The organism is Virgibacillus necropolis, from assembly GCF_044793635.1.
Taxonomy (GTDB): Bacteria; Bacillota; Bacilli; order Bacillales; family Amphibacillaceae; genus Virgibacillus_F; species Virgibacillus_F necropolis_A.
Map to the genome: position 1 here is coordinate 1,743,387 of NZ_CP084992.1, position 21,404 is coordinate 1,764,790.

Consider the following 21,404-nt stretch of genomic DNA (forward strand, 5'->3'; position numbering starts at 1 on the left):
AAAGTATAAAACTTTGGCGTTTATCTGTCTAGCGCAAGCGCCCTAGCCCGCCTGAGGTTTTAAGTCGGGGGTGACCAAGGCGCTTGCGCTTTTCTTATTTACCTTGAAACCAAAGTTGGAGCAGTTTCAGTGACCTTACTTATTTTTACCCCTTGATAATAATAAGTTAGTATTTCTTTGTAGCCTTTACCTTCTTTGGCCATACCGTTTGCACCGTACTGACTCATGCCTACTCCGTGTCCATAACCCTCAGTAGTAAAAATTAAATGATCATTTTTCTTTTCTATAGTAAAGTCACTCGATCTCAATTCTAGCTTTTCTCTTACATCTCTACCTGAAAAAGTTTTATCCGCAATTTTAATTTGATCCACACGTTTGCCATCAGTCCGTGAAATTTTTAGTGACAATTTTTCACTGCTTGGAATGTCGATTGCAAGCTCCTCTTCAACTTCTGTAATTGGTATCGTTTTTTGTTCTAAAAACTCAGGTGAATTTTTGTCCCATGGGCTTGGAACGCTACGTAAATAAGCGAACTTGTTTGGCCAGTAATCCTCTGAGTTTTCCGTGTATCCGTTACTAGTCGAGAAAAATGCCGGCTCAATCGGCTCCTCTTTATAGGTAAGGATTTCTCCTTTAGTTTCCGCTACTGCTTTATTAATCTTGGTCATCTTCCAATCAAAATCTGTACCCCAAATTCTTCGTAACTCCTGCTCATCTTTGTATACCTGGTGCTGAACAGTATCGGTAACAGTAGAGTCGGCATTCTCTGGCTGATGAAGCATGTGTGACACGACATAAGTTCTAGCAGCAAGTGCCTGTGCTTTTAATGCTTCAAGTTCAAACCCTGCAGGCATTTCCGATGCTACGACACCCGCCACATATTCTTCCAACGGGATGTCCTCAACCTGTTCCGAACTGGCACGCATCACCGCTACCGAAAATGGTGAATCGCTTGTTTTCAGCTGTGGGGTCTGCTGTTCGATTTTATCTGTAATTGCCTCCTGATCGTCCATATGAATAAAAGGAGCTACAATAAGTGTCGGCATTATCAGTATGATCATAATCAAACTTCCAATGATCAAGAAACTTGGGCTTTTTAAAAGTGATGTAACACCCGCGCCTTTAAAATGCTGCGATTGATTAAAATTCTGCTTATATTTAAGTGCCTTCTTTCGCTTTATATAAGCATAAGTGTTTTGTTTCCGTTTTTTAGATGATTTGTTCATTGATTGCCTCCTTTTGTTAAAATGGATGGTGTATGTTGGATTGGTTGCTTAGTAAAACCCGCCATATATGCCGTCTTTATAGCGAATGGCGAAGTGCAAAATCAGCAATCTCCTTCTAGTATATCTACTATTAAACGTATACATTTTTTCAAAACAATAGAACAAAAAATTGGATTTTAATGTTGGTAGTTGGTGTGGATGGAGTCGACTATTTATTGGTTTTATAACTGTCATCGCGAGGTGTATATAGAAAAACCGGGCATCCCCAACCCGGTCTTTAAACATGAGAACATACAGCTGTTTATCCTTGGTTTCCCTGGTAAACATAGTTATGACAGACTACTTATAAAACATTTATCCTCCGATCAGCACTGATATCGGCCAATCTACAACAATATCGGCCGTTATTAAAATATAACCGCCATTTTAAAAATATAACTGCCGATATCAAAATATAACTGCCAACTTCAAGATTTATCCGCCGATCAAAAATCTGTCCTATTCCTAGTCCTACTCTCGCTCAACTAATTAAAGGTAATTCCCCTTATTCCACCCAGTAACGTCTGGTAGCACACAATTCTTTTTCATAAATTGTTCCTTTTAATTCAATGATTTCAACCGATTTTCCATTAGTACGTGAATGGATCATGTTGCCATTTCCATAATAAATGCCAACATGATGTAATTTTCCTTTTCCTTCTTCATAAGCAAAAAACAATAGATCACCCGGTAAAAGATTTTCAACATCAACAGGCGCTCCCGCTTCTGCCTGATCTGATGCGTCACGTGGAATCTGATAGCCGCAAGCCTTATGTGTCGCATAACTGAAGCCCGAGCAGTCATAACCAAAGGAGCTCATGCCTCCCCAGAAATAGTCGAGATCCAAGAATTGTTCTCCAATCTTTACGATTTCATCACCATTCTTTTTTTCCATTCCTTGTTGCGTTCCATAAATATGTACTGCCTCATTAGGCAAAAACATTGTGCCGTTAGGTGTCGCTACCTCAATCCTTTTCGGATGCTGATTCACAATAGGCAGGCATGTCATATAGCTTAATTTTACAACTTTTTCACCTTTATCCTTTTCGAGCCATGCTTTCTTCGTTATAATTGCAGCAGATTTTGGTCGATTCCAATAATCCTTTTCTACCTCTTGAAGCTGTGCCAATGGGACCCAGCCCGGGTAGCCACTTGGATCTTTTTTCGAAGGTTGTGCGGGAATTACAACATGCGCCCAATCCCCTTCGATTTCCGTGACCTGAACTACTTCTCCATATAAAAGCTGTGATTGTACGCGGTTTTCATTACACAAAGCTGTTTTCTGTTCTTGTGTTAATTTTGTAACCCAACGGTCGATATCGGTTGGATTAGTTAGGCCCGGTTCATCAATTCCACGTGCTGACTCCTTTGTTGTCCAAACCGTCGCAACCTGCACTGCCGTTACCCAAACTGTCCCTTCATCAAACGTTTGATTAGTCATTTAGTCCATCCCTTTCTGCAGAAAATCTTCCTTGAGCTTAGCTATTCCTAATCCTGGTGCATCATTTAGATGAATTTGTTTTCCCTCATATTCGATACCGCCTTCGATTACGTCACCGGAGAGCATTAAAGGTGCGTCAAAATCAAAACGAGTGATGTTTGGCTGGCTTGCCGCGAAATTGGCTGCAGCAGTAATACCAATTTTCGTTTCTATCATACTTCCAACCATGCATTCTACGCCATACACGTCTGCTAGTTTTGCAATCTTCATTGCTTCGTGAATCCCGCCAGCCTTCATTAATTTGATGTTGATCAAATCGGCGCTGCACGTTTCTAGAATGCGTTTTGCATCTCTTGGTGAAAATACACTTTCATCGGCCATGATCATTGTATCTGTGTTGTCTGTTACATATTTTAACCCTTGTATATCATGCGCTTTTACAGGCTGTTCAACTAGCTCAATCGCAAGGCCACTTTGTTCCATTTCATTAATTGCCCGAACCGCTTCTTTCGGTTTCCAGCCTTGGTTCGCGTCAAGTCTAATTAATACGTCATTTCCAATCTTTTCACGGATTGCTGTGATCCGTTTGATATCTGTTGCGATTTCATCCTTACCAACCTTCACTTTCAATACAGTAAAACCCTTCTTGCAATAATCTTCGGCATCTGCAGCCATTTGCTGTGGGCTGTTCACACTTACCGTATAATCCGTCTCAATTCGCTCATGGTATCCACCTAAATACTGTGCAAGAGGTGAATTCGCCTGTTGTGCAAGGCAATCATACAACGCTATATCAACAGCTGCTTTGGCGCTCGAATTACCCACCAATGCGGCATGTATTTTTTCAAAAATTCGTTCGCTCTGAAGCAATGATTGTCCGATTAGTTGAGGTGTTATTATTTTTGTAACCGCATAATCAATACTCGCAAGGCTATCACCTGTAATGACATGGGTTGGAGGCGCTTCTCCAAAGCCTACAACACCATTGTCACAGGTGATCTTTACAACAACTGTTTCAGCAACCGTTACCGTCCTTAGTGCTGTTTTGAATGGTGTATGCAACGGCACAGCGAGATTAAGAGTTTCGATTTTTTCGATGATCATTTTTCCGCCTACTTTCTACTGTGTCTGGTTCTAGCGCCCATATGTCGCTTCCGCTTTTCTAATGTACTCCTGGATCAATTTTTACTATTTTATCATATGTAGACATTGTTGCTCTAGTGCCTAATGGTATAGCTAAATGTGGTTGGCAATGCCCTATTTTAAAGCCCGACATGACAGGGATTGATAGATTGTTAAAATAATCTTGAAAGACTTGTTCCAATGATAAGGATGCCTTCTCTTTCTTAGGCTCCGCATTTGAAAAGTCTCCGACAAGAATACCAGCTGCATCCGCTAACTTACCCGCCTGCTTTAGCTGGTTTAGCATGCCATCCACCCTATATGGCTCCTCATCTACGTCTTCTATCAACAACATTTTTCCTTTTGTATCGATTTCATATGGAGTTCCAACTGCACTTGCCAGTAACGATAAATTACCTCCGACAATTGGTGCTGTTGCATTTCCATGATTGATGACCTCGAGCTTTGAGGCAATTTGTGAATAAATGAGAGTTGTCGGCTGGAATAGTTGATCAAATTGTTTTAAAGATAAGTCCAGAAAACTATCTTTGCCCACGTCAGAAGCGAGCATTGACCCATGAAACGTTACGAGCCCAGTAGCCTGGTGGATCGCTGTATGTAAAAAGGTAATATCACTATAGCCCCACATAATTTTTGGATTATGTTTGATCATATCAAAGTCAATATCTTGCGCAATTCGTCCTGTTCCATATCCTCCGCAAGCAAAAATAATTGCCTTAATCGTTGGATCCGCGAACATGTCGTGCAGGTCACTTAGCCGCTCGTCATCTGTTCCGGCTAAATAGCCATGGACCTTTTTTATTTTCTTTCCAAGTACGACGCTGAGTCCCATTTTTTCAAAAACAGGAATAGCACGATTCAAGTTTGCTAGATTTGGTGGACTAGCCGGTGCGATGACACCGATTGTATCACCTGATTGAAGCCGTTGTGGTCGTAGCATGGTTTGCCCTCCTTTTTGGGTATTAAGATATCCGCCATTCCAGATCCACAGGAAATTTACTGTTCCTTGAGTTGTTTAATGGATGGCCCAAAATCAAAGTTGCGGTTGATTTTGAGAAGGGAAGGAATTGCAGGTAGCAGAATATTAAGGCATGACGATGATCCAAACGTTAGGATCATCATCGGAAACCTTTTAACACATAATGTAGCATCTTCTATGAAAAGGACGTACGCATCGCTAGCTCCGTCATTACAAGCATTGCTTGATACGCTTCTAAAATATCCTTTGCTTCAAATTTTACGATTGTAGTTCCAGGCTCAATCGTTGTCCCGGGCATTAAATTTGCCCATTCTGCTTGCCCATAATTTGAGAACTCAATTTTCAACGTTGGATTTTCTGGCGGTGTTAAAGGTTTAACATTGTGCCGGTTTTCCAGAGCCTGTGTTACTTTTTCGGTTAAAAGTTCCCCAGCTTTTTTTGGTGTGAGGCTTTTGACAGATGACCTTGAAACGGTTTGTTTAACCGCGGCAGTTGTAACATTAGGTATTAGTTCTTCAGCTTCCTTTGCCGCCTGGTCGTCACCTGCAACCATAAGAATTGGCACCCCATAATGTCCTGCAACATATGCATTTAACCCGAGTTCACCAATTGGTTTATCATTGATGAAAAAATTCCTGACCGCGTGAATCATGGCATGCGACATGACACCGAATTGACCTGCTCTAGCATGGTATCCTACAAACATTGCTCCCTCGTAAGAGTCATCAAATCCTTGCATCATAGAGAACGGTTTGACATCACCTGTAATTAACAGTGCATCTGGATGCAGTTGGTCGATCAATAGGTTGTTCATTTTTGAATGGCTGTCATTAATAACTATTTCAGAGCACCCGAATTTATACCCCGCATCAATTACATAATTCGTTTCGTCAGTCATAATTTTACGTCCCCGGTCATAATTATGTTTGTTGGAATCCACATATGTGTCATCAGGTAATCCTGTAATCCCTTCCATGTCTACTGATATATATAGTTTCATAACTAATCCTCCCAAGTTTTATATTAAATGCTATATATTTAGACTATAGTAAAAATAGTTATTTTTCTATGAATATAATAATAAAAAATTGGTAATACTAAACTTAAAGGCGTAAGTGGCCGTAATTGCCGTATGACCTGTATGGCGCCGTATGAGATATAGGAAACACGAAAAGCGTTAGCGATTCGATGTTGACTTATCGTAAGGAGGAGTCAGAAGGGCACTAGGCAATGGCCACTGTAGCTAGATATATAAATGTACAAAAAACAGATGAAGCATATAATAGCTTCACCTGTTGGGGTTACGTATAAGATTATTTCGTTACCATTGAGTTATGATTAGTACTTTCCTGTTGAAACGTATCAACTACATCGCCATTTTCATCAACACGTTCGATGTCTGCACCTAATGATGCAAGTTTTCCTGCAAAATCAACATATCCACGATCAAGATGCTTTAATTCAGTCACACGGGTAAATCCTTCTGCTCTGAGGCCAGCAATAATTAACGCTGCCGCAGCACGCAAATCAGTTGCCGCTACTTCAGCACCTTGTAAATCTGTAAGGCCTTCAATAATAACACTTCGACCTTCAATTCTCATTTTTGCATTCATACGACGAAATTCTTCTACATGCATGAACCTGTTTTCAAAAACCGTTTCCGTAATAACACTTGTACCTTCTGCGCATAGCATAAGTGCCATCATTTGTGATTGCATATCAGTTGGGAATCCTGGGTGTGGTAACGTCTTAATGTCTGTTGCTTTTAACACTTTCGGACCAATAACACGAATTCCATTATCCTCATCCTGCACAATTACGTCCATTTCCTCTAGTTTCGAAATTACCGAACGTAAATGTTCGCTTACAGCATTCTCTATCAAAACATTTCCACCAGTAACTGCTGCTGCAACCATGAATGATCCAGCTTCTACTCGATCCGGGATAATAGGATGTTCTGTACCATAAAGATACTCAACACCTTCAATACGGATTGTTTCTGTTCCAGCTCCAACGATTTTAGCGCCCATTTTATTTAGATAGTTAGCAAGGTCAACTATTTCAGGTTCTTTTGCACAGTTTTCAAGTATCGTTTTTCCGTCCGCTAATGCAGCTGCCATCATAATATTTTCAGTTGCACCAACACTTGGTACATCCAGGTATATTTTTGCACCTTTCAGACGACCAGAAACATTTGCCTCAACAAAGCCATTGCCAACATGCACACTTGCACCCATTGCTTCAAATCCTTTTAAATGCAAATCAATAGGACGTGAACCAATTGCGCATCCTCCAGGCATTGCAACCTTCGCATGACCATAACGTGTGAGGAGCGGTCCTAATACCAATACAGATGCACGCATTTTACGAACATATTCAAACGGAGCCTCCGTTTTTAATTGTTGCGACGCGTCCACTGTAACTGTATTATTTTCAAACTGTACATCAGCATTCATATTTCGTATAACCTCATTGATGGTGTATACGTCTGCAAGAGTTGGAACATCTGTAATTACACTCTTTCCTTCACTTGCTAAAATACTTGCGGCGATAACAGGAAGAACAGCATTTTTAGCACCTTCAACCTTAACAGTACCATTTAATTGACTCCCACCGCGTACGATGATCTTATCCATAATCCAATCTCCTTATGTTCCAATTTCACTATATTAATATTCAGTAATCAGGATAGGTGTTCCTACCGTCACTTTTGTTTCTCCATTTGTAGTATTCGTAATTGCAATATTTACATTCACGGGATTCCCTAAAATCGTGAATTTTTGTTGCCATGATGGTGTATACCCGTAAATTACTTTTTTATTCATCGATTCTTCAACATTGTCAGTTTGTGTTGAAATGTGTTGAATTTGCAACTTTTCTTTTAACAAATCAACTAAATACACACCTTTAATTATACCATCACTCACAGTTGTCAGACAAGCAAATTTTGTTGAACGGTTTGTGAAATATTGTTGAAGGATTGATTCTTGCAACTCCAAATATCTACTTTTTACAGCCTCACTCCAATTATCACCCGATATCACAGAAATAAGTTCAGGTTTATAATTACTATTTTTTGGAATGACAATACTATAATTTTCGACAATACCTGCATTTTTTTGTACGTTCCTAAATGTGTATTTTATAATATTTTCATCTTCAGAATAAGAGTCTATATAACTATCTTTAAATTGTTTAATAAAACCTAGTAATCTATCTTTTGGCATATTTTCTTTAAATGTCACTTGCCACTTATCTATCTCCAGGTTCGACTCAATAGTTAAATCCGCAAGATTGGTCATTTCGTCCTGTGTAATCAGTTTATTATGTGCCGATACCTGGTTTGTCATACATAATATTAGTATAAAAATAAATGCTATTTTTCTCATAAAAAAACATCCCCCTTGTCAATCTATATATCTAGTATGAACAAGAGGAATGAAAAAAATACTGTATTAAATTTGATTGAAGGCAATGAAAGTATAAATGAAAGTCTGTCTAGCTCCAGCGCCCAGCGCCTAGTGGACTTCCTTCACCTCCGTACGATAAGTCAACATCGGTTCGCTTTAGCTCACCGTGTTTCCTTTATCTCCTTCGGTTCAGTCCAGTCCATACGTCGCTTAACGGGCGCTTTCGCTTTTCTTAACATCCAATTTTTAAAACAAATATGTTAGGTTTTGTGACCAGTTAAGAAAGTCAAGGAAGAAGCGACTTACGCCAGATCCAATAACGATCGTTACAAACAACAATAAAATCCTCGCTTCTAATGCACGACCCTTACGTATGAGCGGATCAAAATTAATTGTTTGCATCACATGCCATGTAATCGCGATAAAAATTAAATGTGAAAGCATACTAGTAATTGCTAGTTGTCCAAATGAAAACATTATTTTCTCTCCTTCTAAGTGAATGATACCCTAAATCCGTACTATATATTTCCCATTGCTACTTTGCCATTATTAAATAAAAATGTCAACGAAATGGAGATGTCTGCGCAGGAATAAATGTGTAGAAAGTGGGGGGATTATTGTCGATATTTCCCGGGGAATATTTATCGTGTAACTCCAAATTTCGAGTGGATACCTTATCCTTTGTAAAGTAGATCATTGGATATTTAAATAACGTGATAATAACTGGCCAATAGTCAACTTTTTAATAATAAAAAGCCTCTCACAACATAAGTTATAAGAGACTTTTCATGCTAACGAGCGATGTCCAATCGGTTCATTGCTCGTTTGAGTGCTAATTCTGCCCGTTGGAAGTCGATATCGTTTTGTTTGGTTTGTAGGCGTTGTTCTGCGCGCGTTTTTGATTCTTTGGCGCGTTCTACATCAATTTCAGTAGGTGTTTCCGCAGATTGAGCAAGTATTGTCACTTTATCTGGGCGCACCTCAAGAAATCCACCACTGACAGCAACTCGTTCCACATCATTTCCGCGCTTTAAACGTACAGCACTTATGGATAGTGGAGCGACTAAAGGGATGTGTCCTGGAAGAATACCAAGCTCCCCAAATTCTGCTTTACAGCTTACCATTTCAAAACTATCTTCCATTACTGGACCATCAGGAGTAACAACACTCACAGTTAGTGTTTTCAATGTAACCCCTCCTAGCGACAGGTAACTATGCAGGACAAAGATCGGAGGTTGAACTCTAACTTTGTCCATTAGGCAGAGAAATCTCTACCAGTTAAGCACGTATACCATGGTGTCGTTTTATTCCGTTTCTTTTGCTTTTTCGACTACTTCTTCAATGCGTCCAACCAGGCGGAATGCATCCTCTGGTAGGTCGTCGTGTTTTCCATCAAGTATTTCCTTGAAGCCACTTACAGTTTCTTGTAAAGGAACATAAGAACCTTTTTGTCCAGTAAACTGTTCAGCTACGTGGAAGTTTTGTGATAGGAAGAACTGAATACGACGTGCACGGGAAACAGTTTGTTTATCTTCGTCTGAAAGTTCATCCATACCTAAAATTGCAATAATATCTTGAAGTTCTTTGTACTTTTGTAAAGTCTGTTGAACTTCTGTTGCAACTTCATAGTGGTCGTTACCAACAATCTCAGGGTCAAGCGCACGAGATGTAGATGCTAGCGGATCTACCGCTGGATAAATACCTTGCTCAGATAATTTACGATCTAAGTTTGTTGTCGCATCTAAATGCGCAAAAACTGTTGCTGGTGCCGGGTCAGTATAGTCATCGGCAGGTACATAAATCGCCTGGATCGATGTTACTGAACCTTTGTCTGTTGACGTAATACGCTCTTGAAGCTGTCCCATTTCTGTTGCAAGTGTTGGCTGGTAACCAACGGCAGATGGCATACGTCCAAGTAATGCTGATACCTCTGAACCTGCTTGTGTGAAACGGAAAATGTTATCAACGAATAATAGTACGTCCTGACCTTGTTCATCACGGAAATATTCAGCCATTGTTAAGCCTGTTAATGCTACACGCATACGTGCACCAGGTGGCTCGTTCATTTGACCGAAGACCATCGCTGTTTTCTTGATAACCCCTGAATCGCTCATTTCGAAATAAAGGTCATTACCTTCACGTGTACGTTCACCAACACCTGCGAACACCGAAATACCACCATGTTCTTGTGCGATGTTGTTGATCAATTCTTGAATTAATACAGTTTTACCTACACCAGCTCCACCAAACAAACCGATTTTACCACCTTTAATATAAGGTGCTAGAAGGTCAACTACTTTAATTCCTGTTTCTAATACTTCTGTTTCTGTTGCTAAGTTTTCAAACTTAGGAGACTCACGGTGAATTGGGTCGCGACGAATACCCGCATCCATTGGTTCATCAAGATCAATGTTGTCACCTAATACGTTAAATACGCGGCCAAGTGTTTCTTCACCAACCGGTACGGTAATTGGTCTACCTAAATCTACTGCTTCCATTCCACGCTGTACACCATCAGTTGATTGCATTGCTATTGTACGAACAGAGTTGTCTCCAAGATGAAGCGCAACTTCTAACGTAAGTAGAAAACTCTCATCTGAATCTTTTCCTTTAAGCGTTACGGTTACTGCATTATAGATTTCTGGGAGATTCCCGTCATCGAACTTCACATCGATTACTGGTCCCATAACTTGTGTAATGTGTCCTATGCTCATCGATTTCCCTCCTTACTAACTTATCAATTGGTCAAAGTGCTACTCTAACGCTGCTGCCCCACCAATAATTTCTGTGATTTCCTGTGTAATTGCTGCTTGACGTGCACGGTTATATTTCAATGATAAATCATCAACAATATCATCAGCATTATCTGAAGCACTACGCATTGCTGTCATTCTGGCAGCATGTTCGCTTGCTTTCCCATCAAGTAATGCACCGTAAATTAAACTCTCAGCATACTGTGGCAGGAGTACTTCCAATATCTTTTCCTGATCCGGCTCATATTCATATTGACTTGAACTGCTACTTGCATTCTCCACTGTTGTAAGTGGAAGTGCTTTTTTCGCTGTAACCTCTTGCGAAATAACACTTACAAAATGGTTATAGAAAATATGAAGTTCATCAATTTCTTCGTTAATAAACATTTGCACGGTGTCATAAGCTAATTCCTTAATTTCAGCGAAATCAGGCTGATCAGCAAGACCAAGTATATGTTTTGCTACTGGCATATTACGTTTTTTGCAAAACTCATACCCAATACGTCCCAAAACAACTATGGTATATTCATCTTTTGACTTGTGATTCTCATTAATCGTTTGATTCAGTTTACGCAAAACGCTACTGTTGTAACCTCCAGCTAAACCACGATCAGATGTGATAACAAGATATCCTGTTTTTTTCACATCACGAGATTCTAACATCGGATGACTAGCACTTGAATTATTTTGGGCTATATTTGATACTACCTCTTGTATCTTTTCACTATAAGGTACAAAAGATTTCGCATTTTGTTCGGCACGATTCAGTTTTGAAGCGGATACCATTTGCATTGCTTTGGTGATCTTTTTCGTTTTTTTCGTTGAATCGATTTTACTTTTAATATCTCTAAGTGATGCCAAGCTTTTTCACCACCCTTTCATTCAAAGGTTGCTTGCATTTCTAACGATTTATCTATACGGTTGTGATCGATTCGCTGCGTAATCCGCCATAATCGATCTCAAACCGTTTCTAATTTAATTTGACGGTAAAAAAGTTTTCTTAAATGATTCAATTGCATTTTTCATGTCGTCAGCTTCTGGTAATTTTCCTGTATCGCGAATAGTCGCAAGTACTTCTTTACCATTTTCATCAAGCCATGAATGGAACTCACTTTCAAAGCGTGTGATGTCCTCTACAGGAATATCATCTAAGAATCCTTTTGTTAGTGCATAAATAATCATTACTTGTTTTTCAACAACAAGTGGCTTGTGTAAGCCTTGTTTTAGTACTTCAACTGTTCGTTGACCACGGTTTAGTTTCGCCTGAGTTGCTTTATCAAGGTCGGAACCAAACTGAGCAAATGCTTCTAGCTCACGGAAAGAAGCAAGGTCTAGACGCAATGTACCAGCAACTTTTTTCATTGCTTTAATTTGTGCAGAACCACCAACACGTGATACCGATAACCCTGCGTTAATCGCTGGGCGTACACCTGAGAAGAATAAATCTGATTGTAAGAAGATTTGTCCATCAGTGATTGAGATAACGTTTGTTGGGATATATGCTGAAATATCGCCTGCTTGTGTTTCAACAAATGGTAGTGCGGTCATTGAACCGCCACCTTTTGCATCACTAAGTTTTGCTGCACGTTCAAGTAAACGTGAATGCAAGTAGAATACGTCACCTGGGAATGCTTCACGACCTGGTGGACGGCGTAATAGTAATGAAAGTTCACGGTATGCAACCGCTTGTTTTGATAAATCATCATATACGATCAATACGTGTTTCCCGTTGTACATGAATTCTTCACCCATTGATACACCTGCATAAGGAGCAAGGTATGATAATGGAGCAGGATCAGATGCACCTGCTGATACAACGATTGTATAATCTAATGCACCATAACGGCGGAATGTCTCAACTGTACCACGAACAGTTGACTCTTTTTGGCCAATTGCTACGTAAATACAAATCATGTCCTGATCTTTTTGGTTGATAATTGCATCTACTGCAACTGTTGTTTTACCTGTTTGACGGTCACCGATAATTAACTCACGTTGTCCACGTCCGATTGGTACAATTGCATCGATTGCTTTAATACCAGTTTGTAATGGTTCATCAACAGATTTACGATCCATTACACCTGGTGCTGCAGATTCTATTGGACGAGTTTTAGTTGTCTCCATAGGACCTCTGCCATCAATTGGCTGTCCAAGTGGATTAACAACTCGACCTAACAATTCTTCTCCAACAGGTACTTGCATAATACGACCTGTACGGCGAACTTCATCGCCCTCTTTAATTTCTGTATATGGTCCAAGGATAACAATACCAACATTACTTTCTTCAAGGTTCTGTGCTAATCCCATTACACCATTAGAAAATTCAACTAGCTCCCCGGCCATAACGTCATCAAGACCGTGAGCGCGTGCGATACCGTCACCAATTTCAATAACGGTTCCGACGTCACTTACTTCAATATCAGAATCGAAATTTTCGATTTGCTGTTTAATCAGTGAACTGATTTCTTCAGCTTTGATGCTCATACCATTTCACCCCTATCATCATTTGTTTGCAGTTACAATACTCCGTTCGATGCGTTTCAGTTTTCCACTAATGGAACCATCGTAAATCGAGTTTCCCATGCGAAGTTTGATACCGCCAATAATCGAAGGATCAACTTTATTTTCAAGTTTAATTGCTTTCTTATCAAAGCGTTTTGCAAATGTATTGCTAAGCTTTTGAATTTCATTGTCGGATAATGTGCGAACAGAATATACGGTTGCTTCAGCAATTCCTTTTGCATCATTTGATAAGTGGATAAATTGTTCCACTATTAATGGCATAAGTTCTGCACGATTGCGTTCTACAAGTAGTTTCATTGTATTTAACATATCTGCAGAAAATCCCTTAAACACTTCCGTTATAAACTGCTTCTTCTTATCATTTGTCACGCCTGGATGCGTCAAGAATGAATGAAGTTTTTTATTTTGTTCAAAGACCTTCTGCACTACAAGTGCTTCTTGGTCTAAGTTATCTAATGTTGACTTTTCAGTTCCTAGTTGAAAAAGAGCCTCTGCATAACGTTTAGCAACTACTGCTTCACTCATCGCTCTTCTCCTACCTCTTGAATGTATTCATTGATCAGTTTTTCCTGATCTTCTGCACTGATTTCTTTCTCAATCACCTTACTAGCAATTAGAACAGATAAAGATGCGACTTTATCCTGTAATGCTTGAATGGCTCTCTCTTTTTCATTACGAATTTCTTCTTGAGCTGAAACTTTAATCCGGTCTGCTTCTTTACGTGCAGATTCGATGATTTCCTGTTCCTGCTTCACACCAATATGTTTTGCATCTTCAACGATTTTTTGCGCTTCTTCTTTTGTTTGGCGTAATTGTTCAGCCGCTTCTTTTGACGCACGCTCTGCTTCAGCACGATTTTGCTCTGCTAATTCAATTTCATTTGAAACATACTCTTCACGCTTTTGCATCATTCCCATGATAGGGCCCCACGCAAATTTCTTAAGCAATGCTAGTAAAATGATGAAGCAGAATAGTTGGACTAACATGTCACCGACATGAAATCCTCCAATTCCAGCATATAGTGTAGAAAACCCAGTGAATGCTTGCACAGAATTCACTCCTTTCGCCTAACTTATTGGGCATTACATTTTTATAAATACCGTTTATCCATTTTCATTAAGGAACATAATAAGGGCGAAGATTCTATTGGAAGACACTCTCCGCCATTGTTATTTCTCAAAGTCTAGCTCCAGCGCCCAATGCTTCAGGCGCTTTCGCTTTTGTTACTACATTACCATTAGTGCGATAACTACTGCGATGATCGGCAATGCCTCAACTAAACCAATACCGATAAACATTGTAGTTTGAAGTTGACTCTTAAGTTCTGGTTGACGAGCGATCCCCTCAACTGTACGTCCTACGATTAAACCGTTACCAACACCAGCGCCTACCGCTGCTAAACCTACTGCAATTGCAGCTGCTATACTTCCCATAATATAAATCCTCCTCGAAATATGTTTTTAATTTTTATTTCCTGCTTTGCCAGTCATGCTGAAAAGCTGGTTAATACACAATTTTGTTTTGACCTTAATGGTCGGTACTTACTTTGTGTGACATGTATACCATTGTTAACATTGTGAAAATAAATGCTTGGATACCACCAACGAATATACTAAATCCTTGCCAAGCCAACATTGGGAGTATTCCACCTACGAATCCCAATACTCCAGAGGCCATTACGCCTGCTAGTAAACCTAGTAGTACCTCGCCGGCAAATATATTACCAAATAGACGAAGGCCTAACGTTAAGGTGTTTGCAAACTCCTCAAGTAGCTTTATAGGTAGGAATGCTGGGAATGGCTTAATGAAGTCTTTACCATATTCCTTAACACCCTTGACCTTAATTCCATAGAAATGTGTTAACAGGATAACCATCGCCGCAAGTGATAATGTAACACCTGGATCAGATGTTGGTGATTTCCACCACAAGTCATGACCGAACACAGCCATGAACGCTACCCCCATTAAGTTACTAACCAGAATGTATGTGATAAGTGTTAACCCCAATGGCAAGAAAATCTTACCTGTATTCCAATCCATCGTGTCATTGATTATGCCTTTGACAAAATCTATGATCCATTCCATGAAATTCTGCGCACCTTTTGGTTTCATCTGCAGTGATCTTGATCCTATCATACAGAGAATAAATACAATTAAGCTCGCAATAATAATCATTAAGACATTCGACATATTAAAATCAAGCCAAGGTATTCCTAATACATCTTCCAGTAACGGTGCTGTATGATCCACGTTATTCACCCCTCTCTCAAGCACTAATCTTTAAATCTAGACACCATAAAATCAATCAGAATGACAATATAAGAAGTCATTAATCCAATTATTACAGCTATGATGTTAAAATAATCTTCGAAACGAAGTGCAAGGATAACTGATAATGCGACGGCAGCAAATCGCGCTACAGTACCAAGTCCTCTTGTGGTTTGCTTTTTTACTACGGCCTCTCCTAAGTCGTAAATCTTCTTTTGTAAGATCCATAAATTATAAAAACTAATTACAGTTCCTAAAAGAAGTCCGAGGAAGATACGAAGATAAGGGGTGAACCCCGCTCCAAGTATCAATAATGCGAGAAGGTAGAGCATCCACATGCGTTGACGGGCTATCATATTTTCATATTGCTTCATGATTTATTATGCCTCCGTCAATGTCAGCTCTGAATTCTACCTTTATAATAGTAGGTTCTGTTGATGAGCTTGTTTCTTCCAGTCCGGGAAATATCCCAACAAGCATGCTGCCTAGAAGGAAGATTATTGTCCCGGAATCAACTATCCAAGTGCTTAGTAAGTTGACTTGATTCTATCTCACTCACACTAAGATTTTTTAGTGAATATGTAAGAAAAATCGGACCATTTGCAGAATGATTTCGTTTATACTTACGTAGTCTCAAATTCGACATAAAAACATAATTATTGCAGTATATTGAAAACCTTATCATTCCACACTACGCAAGTGTACAATAGCCTTAGAGTGTTGTCAATTAGTTTGTGAGATAAAATACAATAGAAAATTAAGGCAAATTATTCACGTTCAGGAAGCGTATTTCGCGTACTTTACGACAAACTCTGCATGCACGTTATACACTTCCTCATAAACACTCTATTAATAGTATAAAGGATAAGTGATTACAATTGCGTGACGTTTTTGTGAACGAATAGATCTATTCTGTAACTATTAATTCCGTTACATAACTATCGTAAGTTCCACCGCTTAATGTCAAGGTCACTAGCACTTTATATTTACCAGATACATCCACTTTCTTTTTATCCAAAAACCCTTCATTCATTCCAACAACTGGTTCATCAATTTCGAACAGCGTTTTTTCATGTACAAGAGTATCCGGATTGTATAAGTCGACTGTTATATGTTCAACATCATCTGTTACATATAATCGATAAACATAGGTGTCATCTGAAAAGGCTTTTAAAGAAAACTCCAGCCCCATTGCTTTTTGATAATCCCCTGTTTCATTAAGGAAAAGATATGGTAACTGATATGTTTTGCCCTCACTGTTTAACGCTAGGTAACCCTGATGGATTCCCTTACTCAACCAGTTTGAGGTAACATCTACTTTTATCGGTATCGTTTTTTTGCCGTTTGCTTTGACCGTAAACACTTGTGGCAGATGCCATCTCAGTCCTTTCTGTTGGTTTGGGATGGTAAAATAATAATCCTGTTCACGATTGGAAGTATTTTCAACTGTTAAATTGACTGTTTTCATTTCTTGATGCCGTTCAACTTTTCCAAAAGATAGCAAAGGTTCGTGCAGAATCGTATCCGTTTGAATGGCTGCTTTTGGTTGTATCAATCCCATTCCTTGTACAATTGGATCCAGGATTTTGCCACTTGTATCGTACAAAGGCTTGGCCGTCGTTTTTAATGCGTTTGTTAATTGATCAACCGTCCATTTTGGATGCGCCTCTTTTACCAATGCTAGCGCACCCGCCACATGTGGAGCCGCCATACTTGTTCCTTGCAAGGATGCATACCCACTTGGAACAGTGCTTAGAATATTGGCTCCTGGTGCAACAACATCTGGCTTAATATCCCAATTTACTGTAACAGGACCGCGTGAACTGAATGATGCAATCGTTTTAGGTATCTCTTGATAGTTTGTTTCCATGTAGAGATCTCCATTTTGTATTTGGTTGAGCAGCCATTGACCTGCACTTTTAGAGACGGATGCGACTGGAATCTGGATTGGGTCCTGTTGATTTGCGACCGAGCCACTAAAGTTCCCTTTTTCATTGTTATAAATGATAACCGCTTTTGCCCCTTTGTCTTGTGCTTCTTTTGCCTTTTCGTAAAAAGGAATTTTATTGCCACGCTGGACAACAGCTATTTTCCCACGGAGATTGTTTTCCTGGATGGATGCTAGCGGATAATCCTTGTTAAAATTCCATGAAGGTGCACCATTCATCGGATTAATTGGGATCGATTTGTCTTCGAGAGAATCGTATAGGTACGGAACTTTTTCAGGATATGTAGATGCCCCAACCGATAACGCTTTTGACGCTGTTGCCGGAGACCCCACCGTCCAATTTGCAGGGCCTGAATTCCCATTGGCGATTACCACTGCTACTCCCAACTTTACTGCACGGTTCACCGCTACACTTGTCGGAAAGTCCGGGCCATTCACAGAATTACCCAGTGATAAGTTGATGATATCGACACCATCATCAATCGCTTGTTCCATAGCGGCGATTACTTGAATCGATGTCCCACTACCACCCGGTCCTAGTGCGCGATAAGCGTAAAGTTCTACATCTGGTGCAACACCTTTAAATTGCCCATCTGCTGCAATAATGCCAGACACATGTGTGCCGTGAAGAGTGGGAATACCTTGCTGCTGCAATGTTTCCATAGGATCGTCGTCAAGATCTACCAGGTCATAGCCGTCAACATAATTAACGTCCAGGTCAGGATGGTTGTAATCAATTCCTGTGTCAATGACTCCTACTTTTACACCGTCACCCGTAAAGCTTGTGTTGTTGAGGTCGTTAGGAATGATAGGTACTTTTTTCGTTTGCGCACGGGTCTCTGATGCTTTGTATGTGCGGACTGGGTGGACCGCTTTCACAAAATCAAGTGAACCCATTTCTGTCAGATTGCGTGGTGAGGACTTCAGTGCCAGACCATTGAACAGTTTATCAAAGGTTGCAACCACTTCCACGTACGGAAAATAAGTATGTAAATAATCCTCACGTTCTTCAGGATCACCTTCCACTTCAATGATGATGGATACGATGTTTTTATCCTCTTGGGCATGGGCAGGATATGGCTGTGTAGTGAGGATAAGTGCCATGATTGCTGTCAGTTTAATGAGTAGTCGCATGATTCGTGAGGTCCCCTTTTTTTAGCAGTTAAGAAAGTATAAATCCTTTCTTACTGCATAAGTGCAAGTAAGGCTTTCGCCATTAAAGCTTGGCGATAAGGCAGGTTTTATAACAAGGAAAGAAAGTATAAAACTTTGGCGTTTATCTGTCTAGCGCAAGCACTTAGCCCGCCTGAGGTTTTAAGTCAAATCTCTTTGTGATAAAAATCATCACTAAGAGATTCGTCTTAAACCTGTCGGGGCTGACCAAGGCGCTTGCGCTTTTCTTATAGCTTTTGAAAAAAGTGGGAAAACATACATGAAAGAGCAGGGTTTTTTGTGGGCGTAATTGGGGTTGATGTACCTATTTTATAAAAATTCACATATAAAAAAAGTACCGCCAGACTGGCAGTACTCCCTCTAAACTATTTAAAATAACCCGATATTGCATCAGCAATTCGCTCGGACGCTTTTCCATCACCATATGGATTAGAAGCTTTGCTCATTTTGTCGTGAGCATTTTTGTCTGATAATAATTCGTTTGCAAGATTAAAAATGGTATCTTCGTCTGTTCCTGCCAGCTTTAATGTTCCTGCATCGATTCCTTCTGGGCGTTCAGTAGTATCACGAAGAACCAAAACTGGTACACCAAGTGATGGCGCTTCTTCTTGCACACCACCAGAGTCAGTTAAAATTAAATGTGCCCGGGATGCGAAGTTATGAAAATCAACTACTCCAAGTGGCTCGATTAATTTAATCCGGTCATCGTCCCCTAATATATTTGCAGCCGTTTCCTGGACTACTGGATTTAAATGAACCGGATAGATCACTTGAACATCGTCATGTGACACGACTATACGTTTGATTGCGCGGAACATTTGCTCCATGTTGTTCCCCAGATTTTCACGGCGATGCGCAGTCATGAGTACGAGGCGTTTGTCGCCAAGTTCATCGAGAATTGGGCTGTCATATGACTCATCGACGGTTGTTTTTAATGCATCGATTGCCGTATTTCCAGTTACAAAAATACGATCTTCAGGTTTATTTTCATTCAACAGATTTTGCTTTGACTTATCTGTTGGAGAAAAATGAAGGTCGGCCATTACACCGGTAAGCTGACGGTTCATCTCTTCCGGATACGGCGAATATTTATCCCACGTGCGTAGTCCTGCCTCTACATGTCCGACTGCAATTTGATTGTAATATGCAGCTAGCGATGCAGCGAATGTTGTCGTTGTGTCACCATGAACAAGCACAATATCTGGTTGTACTTTTTTCATCACGTCATCCAGACCTTCCAATGCACGGGTCGTAATTTGTGCAATTGTTTGGCGTTGTTGCATGATATCAAGGTCATAATCTGGTGTGATATCAAATATCTCTAGAACCTGGTCAAGCATTTCCCGATGTTGTGCAGTAACAGTTACAATTGGTTCGAATTCAAGCTCTCGTTTTTTTAATTCCAAAACAAGTGGAGCCATTTTAATTGCTTCTGGACGCGTTCCAAATATAGTCATTACTTTTATGCGTTTACTCATTATTTGTCACTCCATCAATTATTTTGTACCGTACAAGCGGTCACCAGCATCGCCAAGTCCAGGGATAATATATGCATGTTCATCTAGTTTTTCATCAAGTGCTGCAATATAAATATCTACATCAGGATGTTCTTCTTTTAATTTTTCGACGCCTTCTGGTGCAGCAATTAGGCACATGAAACGGATTTGTTTCGCTCCACGTTTTTTCAATGCCTGGATTGCGTCACAGGCTGATCCACCTGTAGCAAGCATTGGATCAATCACGATTAATTCACGTTCTTCAATATCTGTAGGTAGCTTAACATAATATTCTACTGGTTGAAGTGTTTCAGGGTCACGGTATAAACCCACATGTCCGACACGGGCATTCGGGATTAACTTTAACATCCCATCAAGCATGCCAAGTCCAGCACGAAGAATTGGAATTAGACCAATTTTCTTACCTGCAAGCACCTTTGTATTCGTCTCCATTACTGGTGTATCGATTGTTTTATCCAGTAAAGGAAGGTCACGTGTAATTTCAAATGCCATTAACATGGCTACTTCATCAACAAGTTCACGAAATTCTTTTGTTCCTGTATTTTTATCTCTTATGTACGTTAATTTATGTTGAATTAACGGATGATCCAATACGAGTACTTTTCCCATTTTGCTGATCACTCCTTCATAGTTTCATGCATCTTTAAAATTGTACTGAAAAATCGACAGTGTTTCAAGTAAAGCTCGGTTTTTGTTTATTCATGTCAGTTAAACATAGCTTGGAAAAGACAACCAGATAATATTTATCCGCCGATTTTCATTTATTTCCGCCATTAAACTAGGATATCAGCTGTTATACAGATATATCGTCCGATATAAAAATTTATCGGCCATTATTTAAATATAACTGCCAATATTAAAATTTATCGGCCAATATGCGAATATAACCGCCAATTGGGAAATCCCCAAACCCATTATCCATTAGAAGACTTGGCTTATCGCTAAGCCTTAGTTGCACTTATGCAGTAAGAAAAAATTTCTTAA

The 21,404-nt window shown here is 39.8% G+C and carries 20 protein-coding genes; all 20 read right to left on the reverse strand.

Going from position 1 to position 21,404, the window contains the following annotated elements; genetic code table 11:
* Positions 1-98: 98 nt before the first annotated feature.
* Positions 99-1,226 (reverse strand): stage II sporulation protein D, encoded by a 1,128-nt coding sequence (spoIID, locus tag LG329_RS08280; protein WP_404455813.1) that lies wholly within the window; start codon positions 1,224-1,226, stop codon positions 99-101.
* 544 nt (positions 1,227-1,770) lie between these two features.
* Positions 1,771-2,706, reverse strand: coding sequence for an NlpC/P60 family protein (locus LG329_RS08285; RefSeq protein WP_404455816.1), 936 nt, complete (start codon positions 2,704-2,706; stop codon positions 1,771-1,773).
* Complete coding sequence (locus LG329_RS08290; protein ID WP_404455819.1) at positions 2,707-3,810, reverse strand: mandelate racemase/muconate lactonizing enzyme family protein; 1,104 nt, start codon at positions 3,808-3,810, stop codon at positions 2,707-2,709.
* Positions 3,811-3,868: 58 nt separating this feature from the next.
* Positions 3,869-4,789 (reverse strand): LD-carboxypeptidase, encoded by a 921-nt coding sequence (locus tag LG329_RS08295; RefSeq protein WP_404455822.1) that lies wholly within the window; start codon positions 4,787-4,789, stop codon positions 3,869-3,871.
* 214 nt (positions 4,790-5,003) lie between these two features.
* A complete protein-coding gene (locus LG329_RS08300; RefSeq protein ID WP_404455825.1) occupies positions 5,004-5,828 on the reverse strand; it encodes a M55 family metallopeptidase in 825 nt (274 codons plus the stop codon).
* Between the two features lie 313 nt (positions 5,829-6,141).
* A complete protein-coding gene (murA, locus tag LG329_RS08305) occupies positions 6,142-7,464 on the reverse strand; it encodes a UDP-N-acetylglucosamine 1-carboxyvinyltransferase (protein WP_404455827.1) in 1,323 nt (440 codons plus the stop codon).
* 33 nt (positions 7,465-7,497) lie between these two features.
* Positions 7,498-8,217 carry a YwmB family TATA-box binding protein gene (locus LG329_RS08310; protein ID WP_404455830.1) on the reverse strand — a complete coding sequence of 240 codons (720 nt, stop codon included), beginning with the start codon at positions 8,215-8,217 and terminating at the stop codon, positions 7,498-7,500.
* Between the two features lie 267 nt (positions 8,218-8,484).
* Positions 8,485-8,715, reverse strand: a complete 231-nt coding sequence (locus tag LG329_RS08315) for a DUF1146 family protein (RefSeq protein WP_404455833.1) — start codon at positions 8,713-8,715, stop codon at positions 8,485-8,487.
* Positions 8,716-9,029: 314 nt separating this feature from the next.
* Positions 9,030-9,425 (reverse strand): F0F1 ATP synthase subunit epsilon, encoded by a 396-nt coding sequence (locus LG329_RS08320; RefSeq protein ID WP_404455835.1) that lies wholly within the window; start codon positions 9,423-9,425, stop codon positions 9,030-9,032.
* 117 nt (positions 9,426-9,542) lie between these two features.
* Positions 9,543-10,952, reverse strand: coding sequence for a F0F1 ATP synthase subunit beta (gene atpD, locus LG329_RS08325; protein ID WP_404455838.1), 1,410 nt, complete (start codon positions 10,950-10,952; stop codon positions 9,543-9,545).
* A 39-nt stretch (positions 10,953-10,991) separates the two neighbouring features.
* Positions 10,992-11,852, reverse strand: coding sequence for an ATP synthase F1 subunit gamma (gene atpG / locus LG329_RS08330; protein WP_404455840.1), 861 nt, complete (start codon positions 11,850-11,852; stop codon positions 10,992-10,994).
* 114 nt (positions 11,853-11,966) lie between these two features.
* Positions 11,967-13,475 carry a F0F1 ATP synthase subunit alpha gene (atpA, locus tag LG329_RS08335; protein ID WP_404455843.1) on the reverse strand — a complete coding sequence of 503 codons (1,509 nt, stop codon included), beginning with the start codon at positions 13,473-13,475 and terminating at the stop codon, positions 11,967-11,969.
* Positions 13,476-13,493: 18 nt separating this feature from the next.
* The gene (locus LG329_RS08340; protein WP_404455845.1) at positions 13,494-14,039 is read right to left on the reverse strand and encodes a F0F1 ATP synthase subunit delta; all 546 of its coding nucleotides are present in this window, start codon (positions 14,037-14,039) and stop codon (positions 13,494-13,496) included.
* Positions 14,036-14,563 (reverse strand): F0F1 ATP synthase subunit B, encoded by a 528-nt coding sequence (atpF, locus tag LG329_RS08345; protein ID WP_404455848.1) that lies wholly within the window; start codon positions 14,561-14,563, stop codon positions 14,036-14,038. Before atpF ends, LG329_RS08340 begins: the two co-directional genes overlap by 4 nt.
* A 177-nt stretch (positions 14,564-14,740) precedes the next feature.
* Positions 14,741-14,947 (reverse strand): F0F1 ATP synthase subunit C, encoded by a 207-nt coding sequence (gene atpE / locus LG329_RS08350; protein ID WP_404455851.1) that lies wholly within the window; start codon positions 14,945-14,947, stop codon positions 14,741-14,743.
* Positions 14,948-15,041: 94 nt separating this feature from the next.
* Positions 15,042-15,764: a F0F1 ATP synthase subunit A gene (atpB, locus tag LG329_RS08355; protein WP_404455854.1), complete on the reverse strand. Its 723-nt coding sequence runs from the start codon at positions 15,762-15,764 to the stop codon at positions 15,042-15,044.
* A gap of 23 nt (positions 15,765-15,787) precedes the next feature.
* A complete protein-coding gene (locus LG329_RS08360; RefSeq protein WP_404455857.1) occupies positions 15,788-16,156 on the reverse strand; it encodes an ATP synthase subunit I in 369 nt (122 codons plus the stop codon).
* A 533-nt stretch (positions 16,157-16,689) separates the two neighbouring features.
* On the reverse strand, positions 16,690-18,864 hold the full coding sequence (locus tag LG329_RS08365; protein ID WP_404455860.1) for a S8 family serine peptidase: 2,175 nt from the start codon (positions 18,862-18,864) through the stop codon (positions 16,690-16,692).
* A 404-nt stretch (positions 18,865-19,268) separates the two neighbouring features.
* Positions 19,269-20,381, reverse strand: coding sequence for a non-hydrolyzing UDP-N-acetylglucosamine 2-epimerase (wecB, locus tag LG329_RS08370; RefSeq protein ID WP_404455862.1), 1,113 nt, complete (start codon positions 20,379-20,381; stop codon positions 19,269-19,271).
* An 18-nt stretch (positions 20,382-20,399) separates the two neighbouring features.
* Positions 20,400-21,029 (reverse strand): uracil phosphoribosyltransferase, encoded by a 630-nt coding sequence (gene upp, locus LG329_RS08375; protein ID WP_404455865.1) that lies wholly within the window; start codon positions 21,027-21,029, stop codon positions 20,400-20,402.
* Between the last annotated feature and the right edge of the window lie 375 nt (positions 21,030-21,404).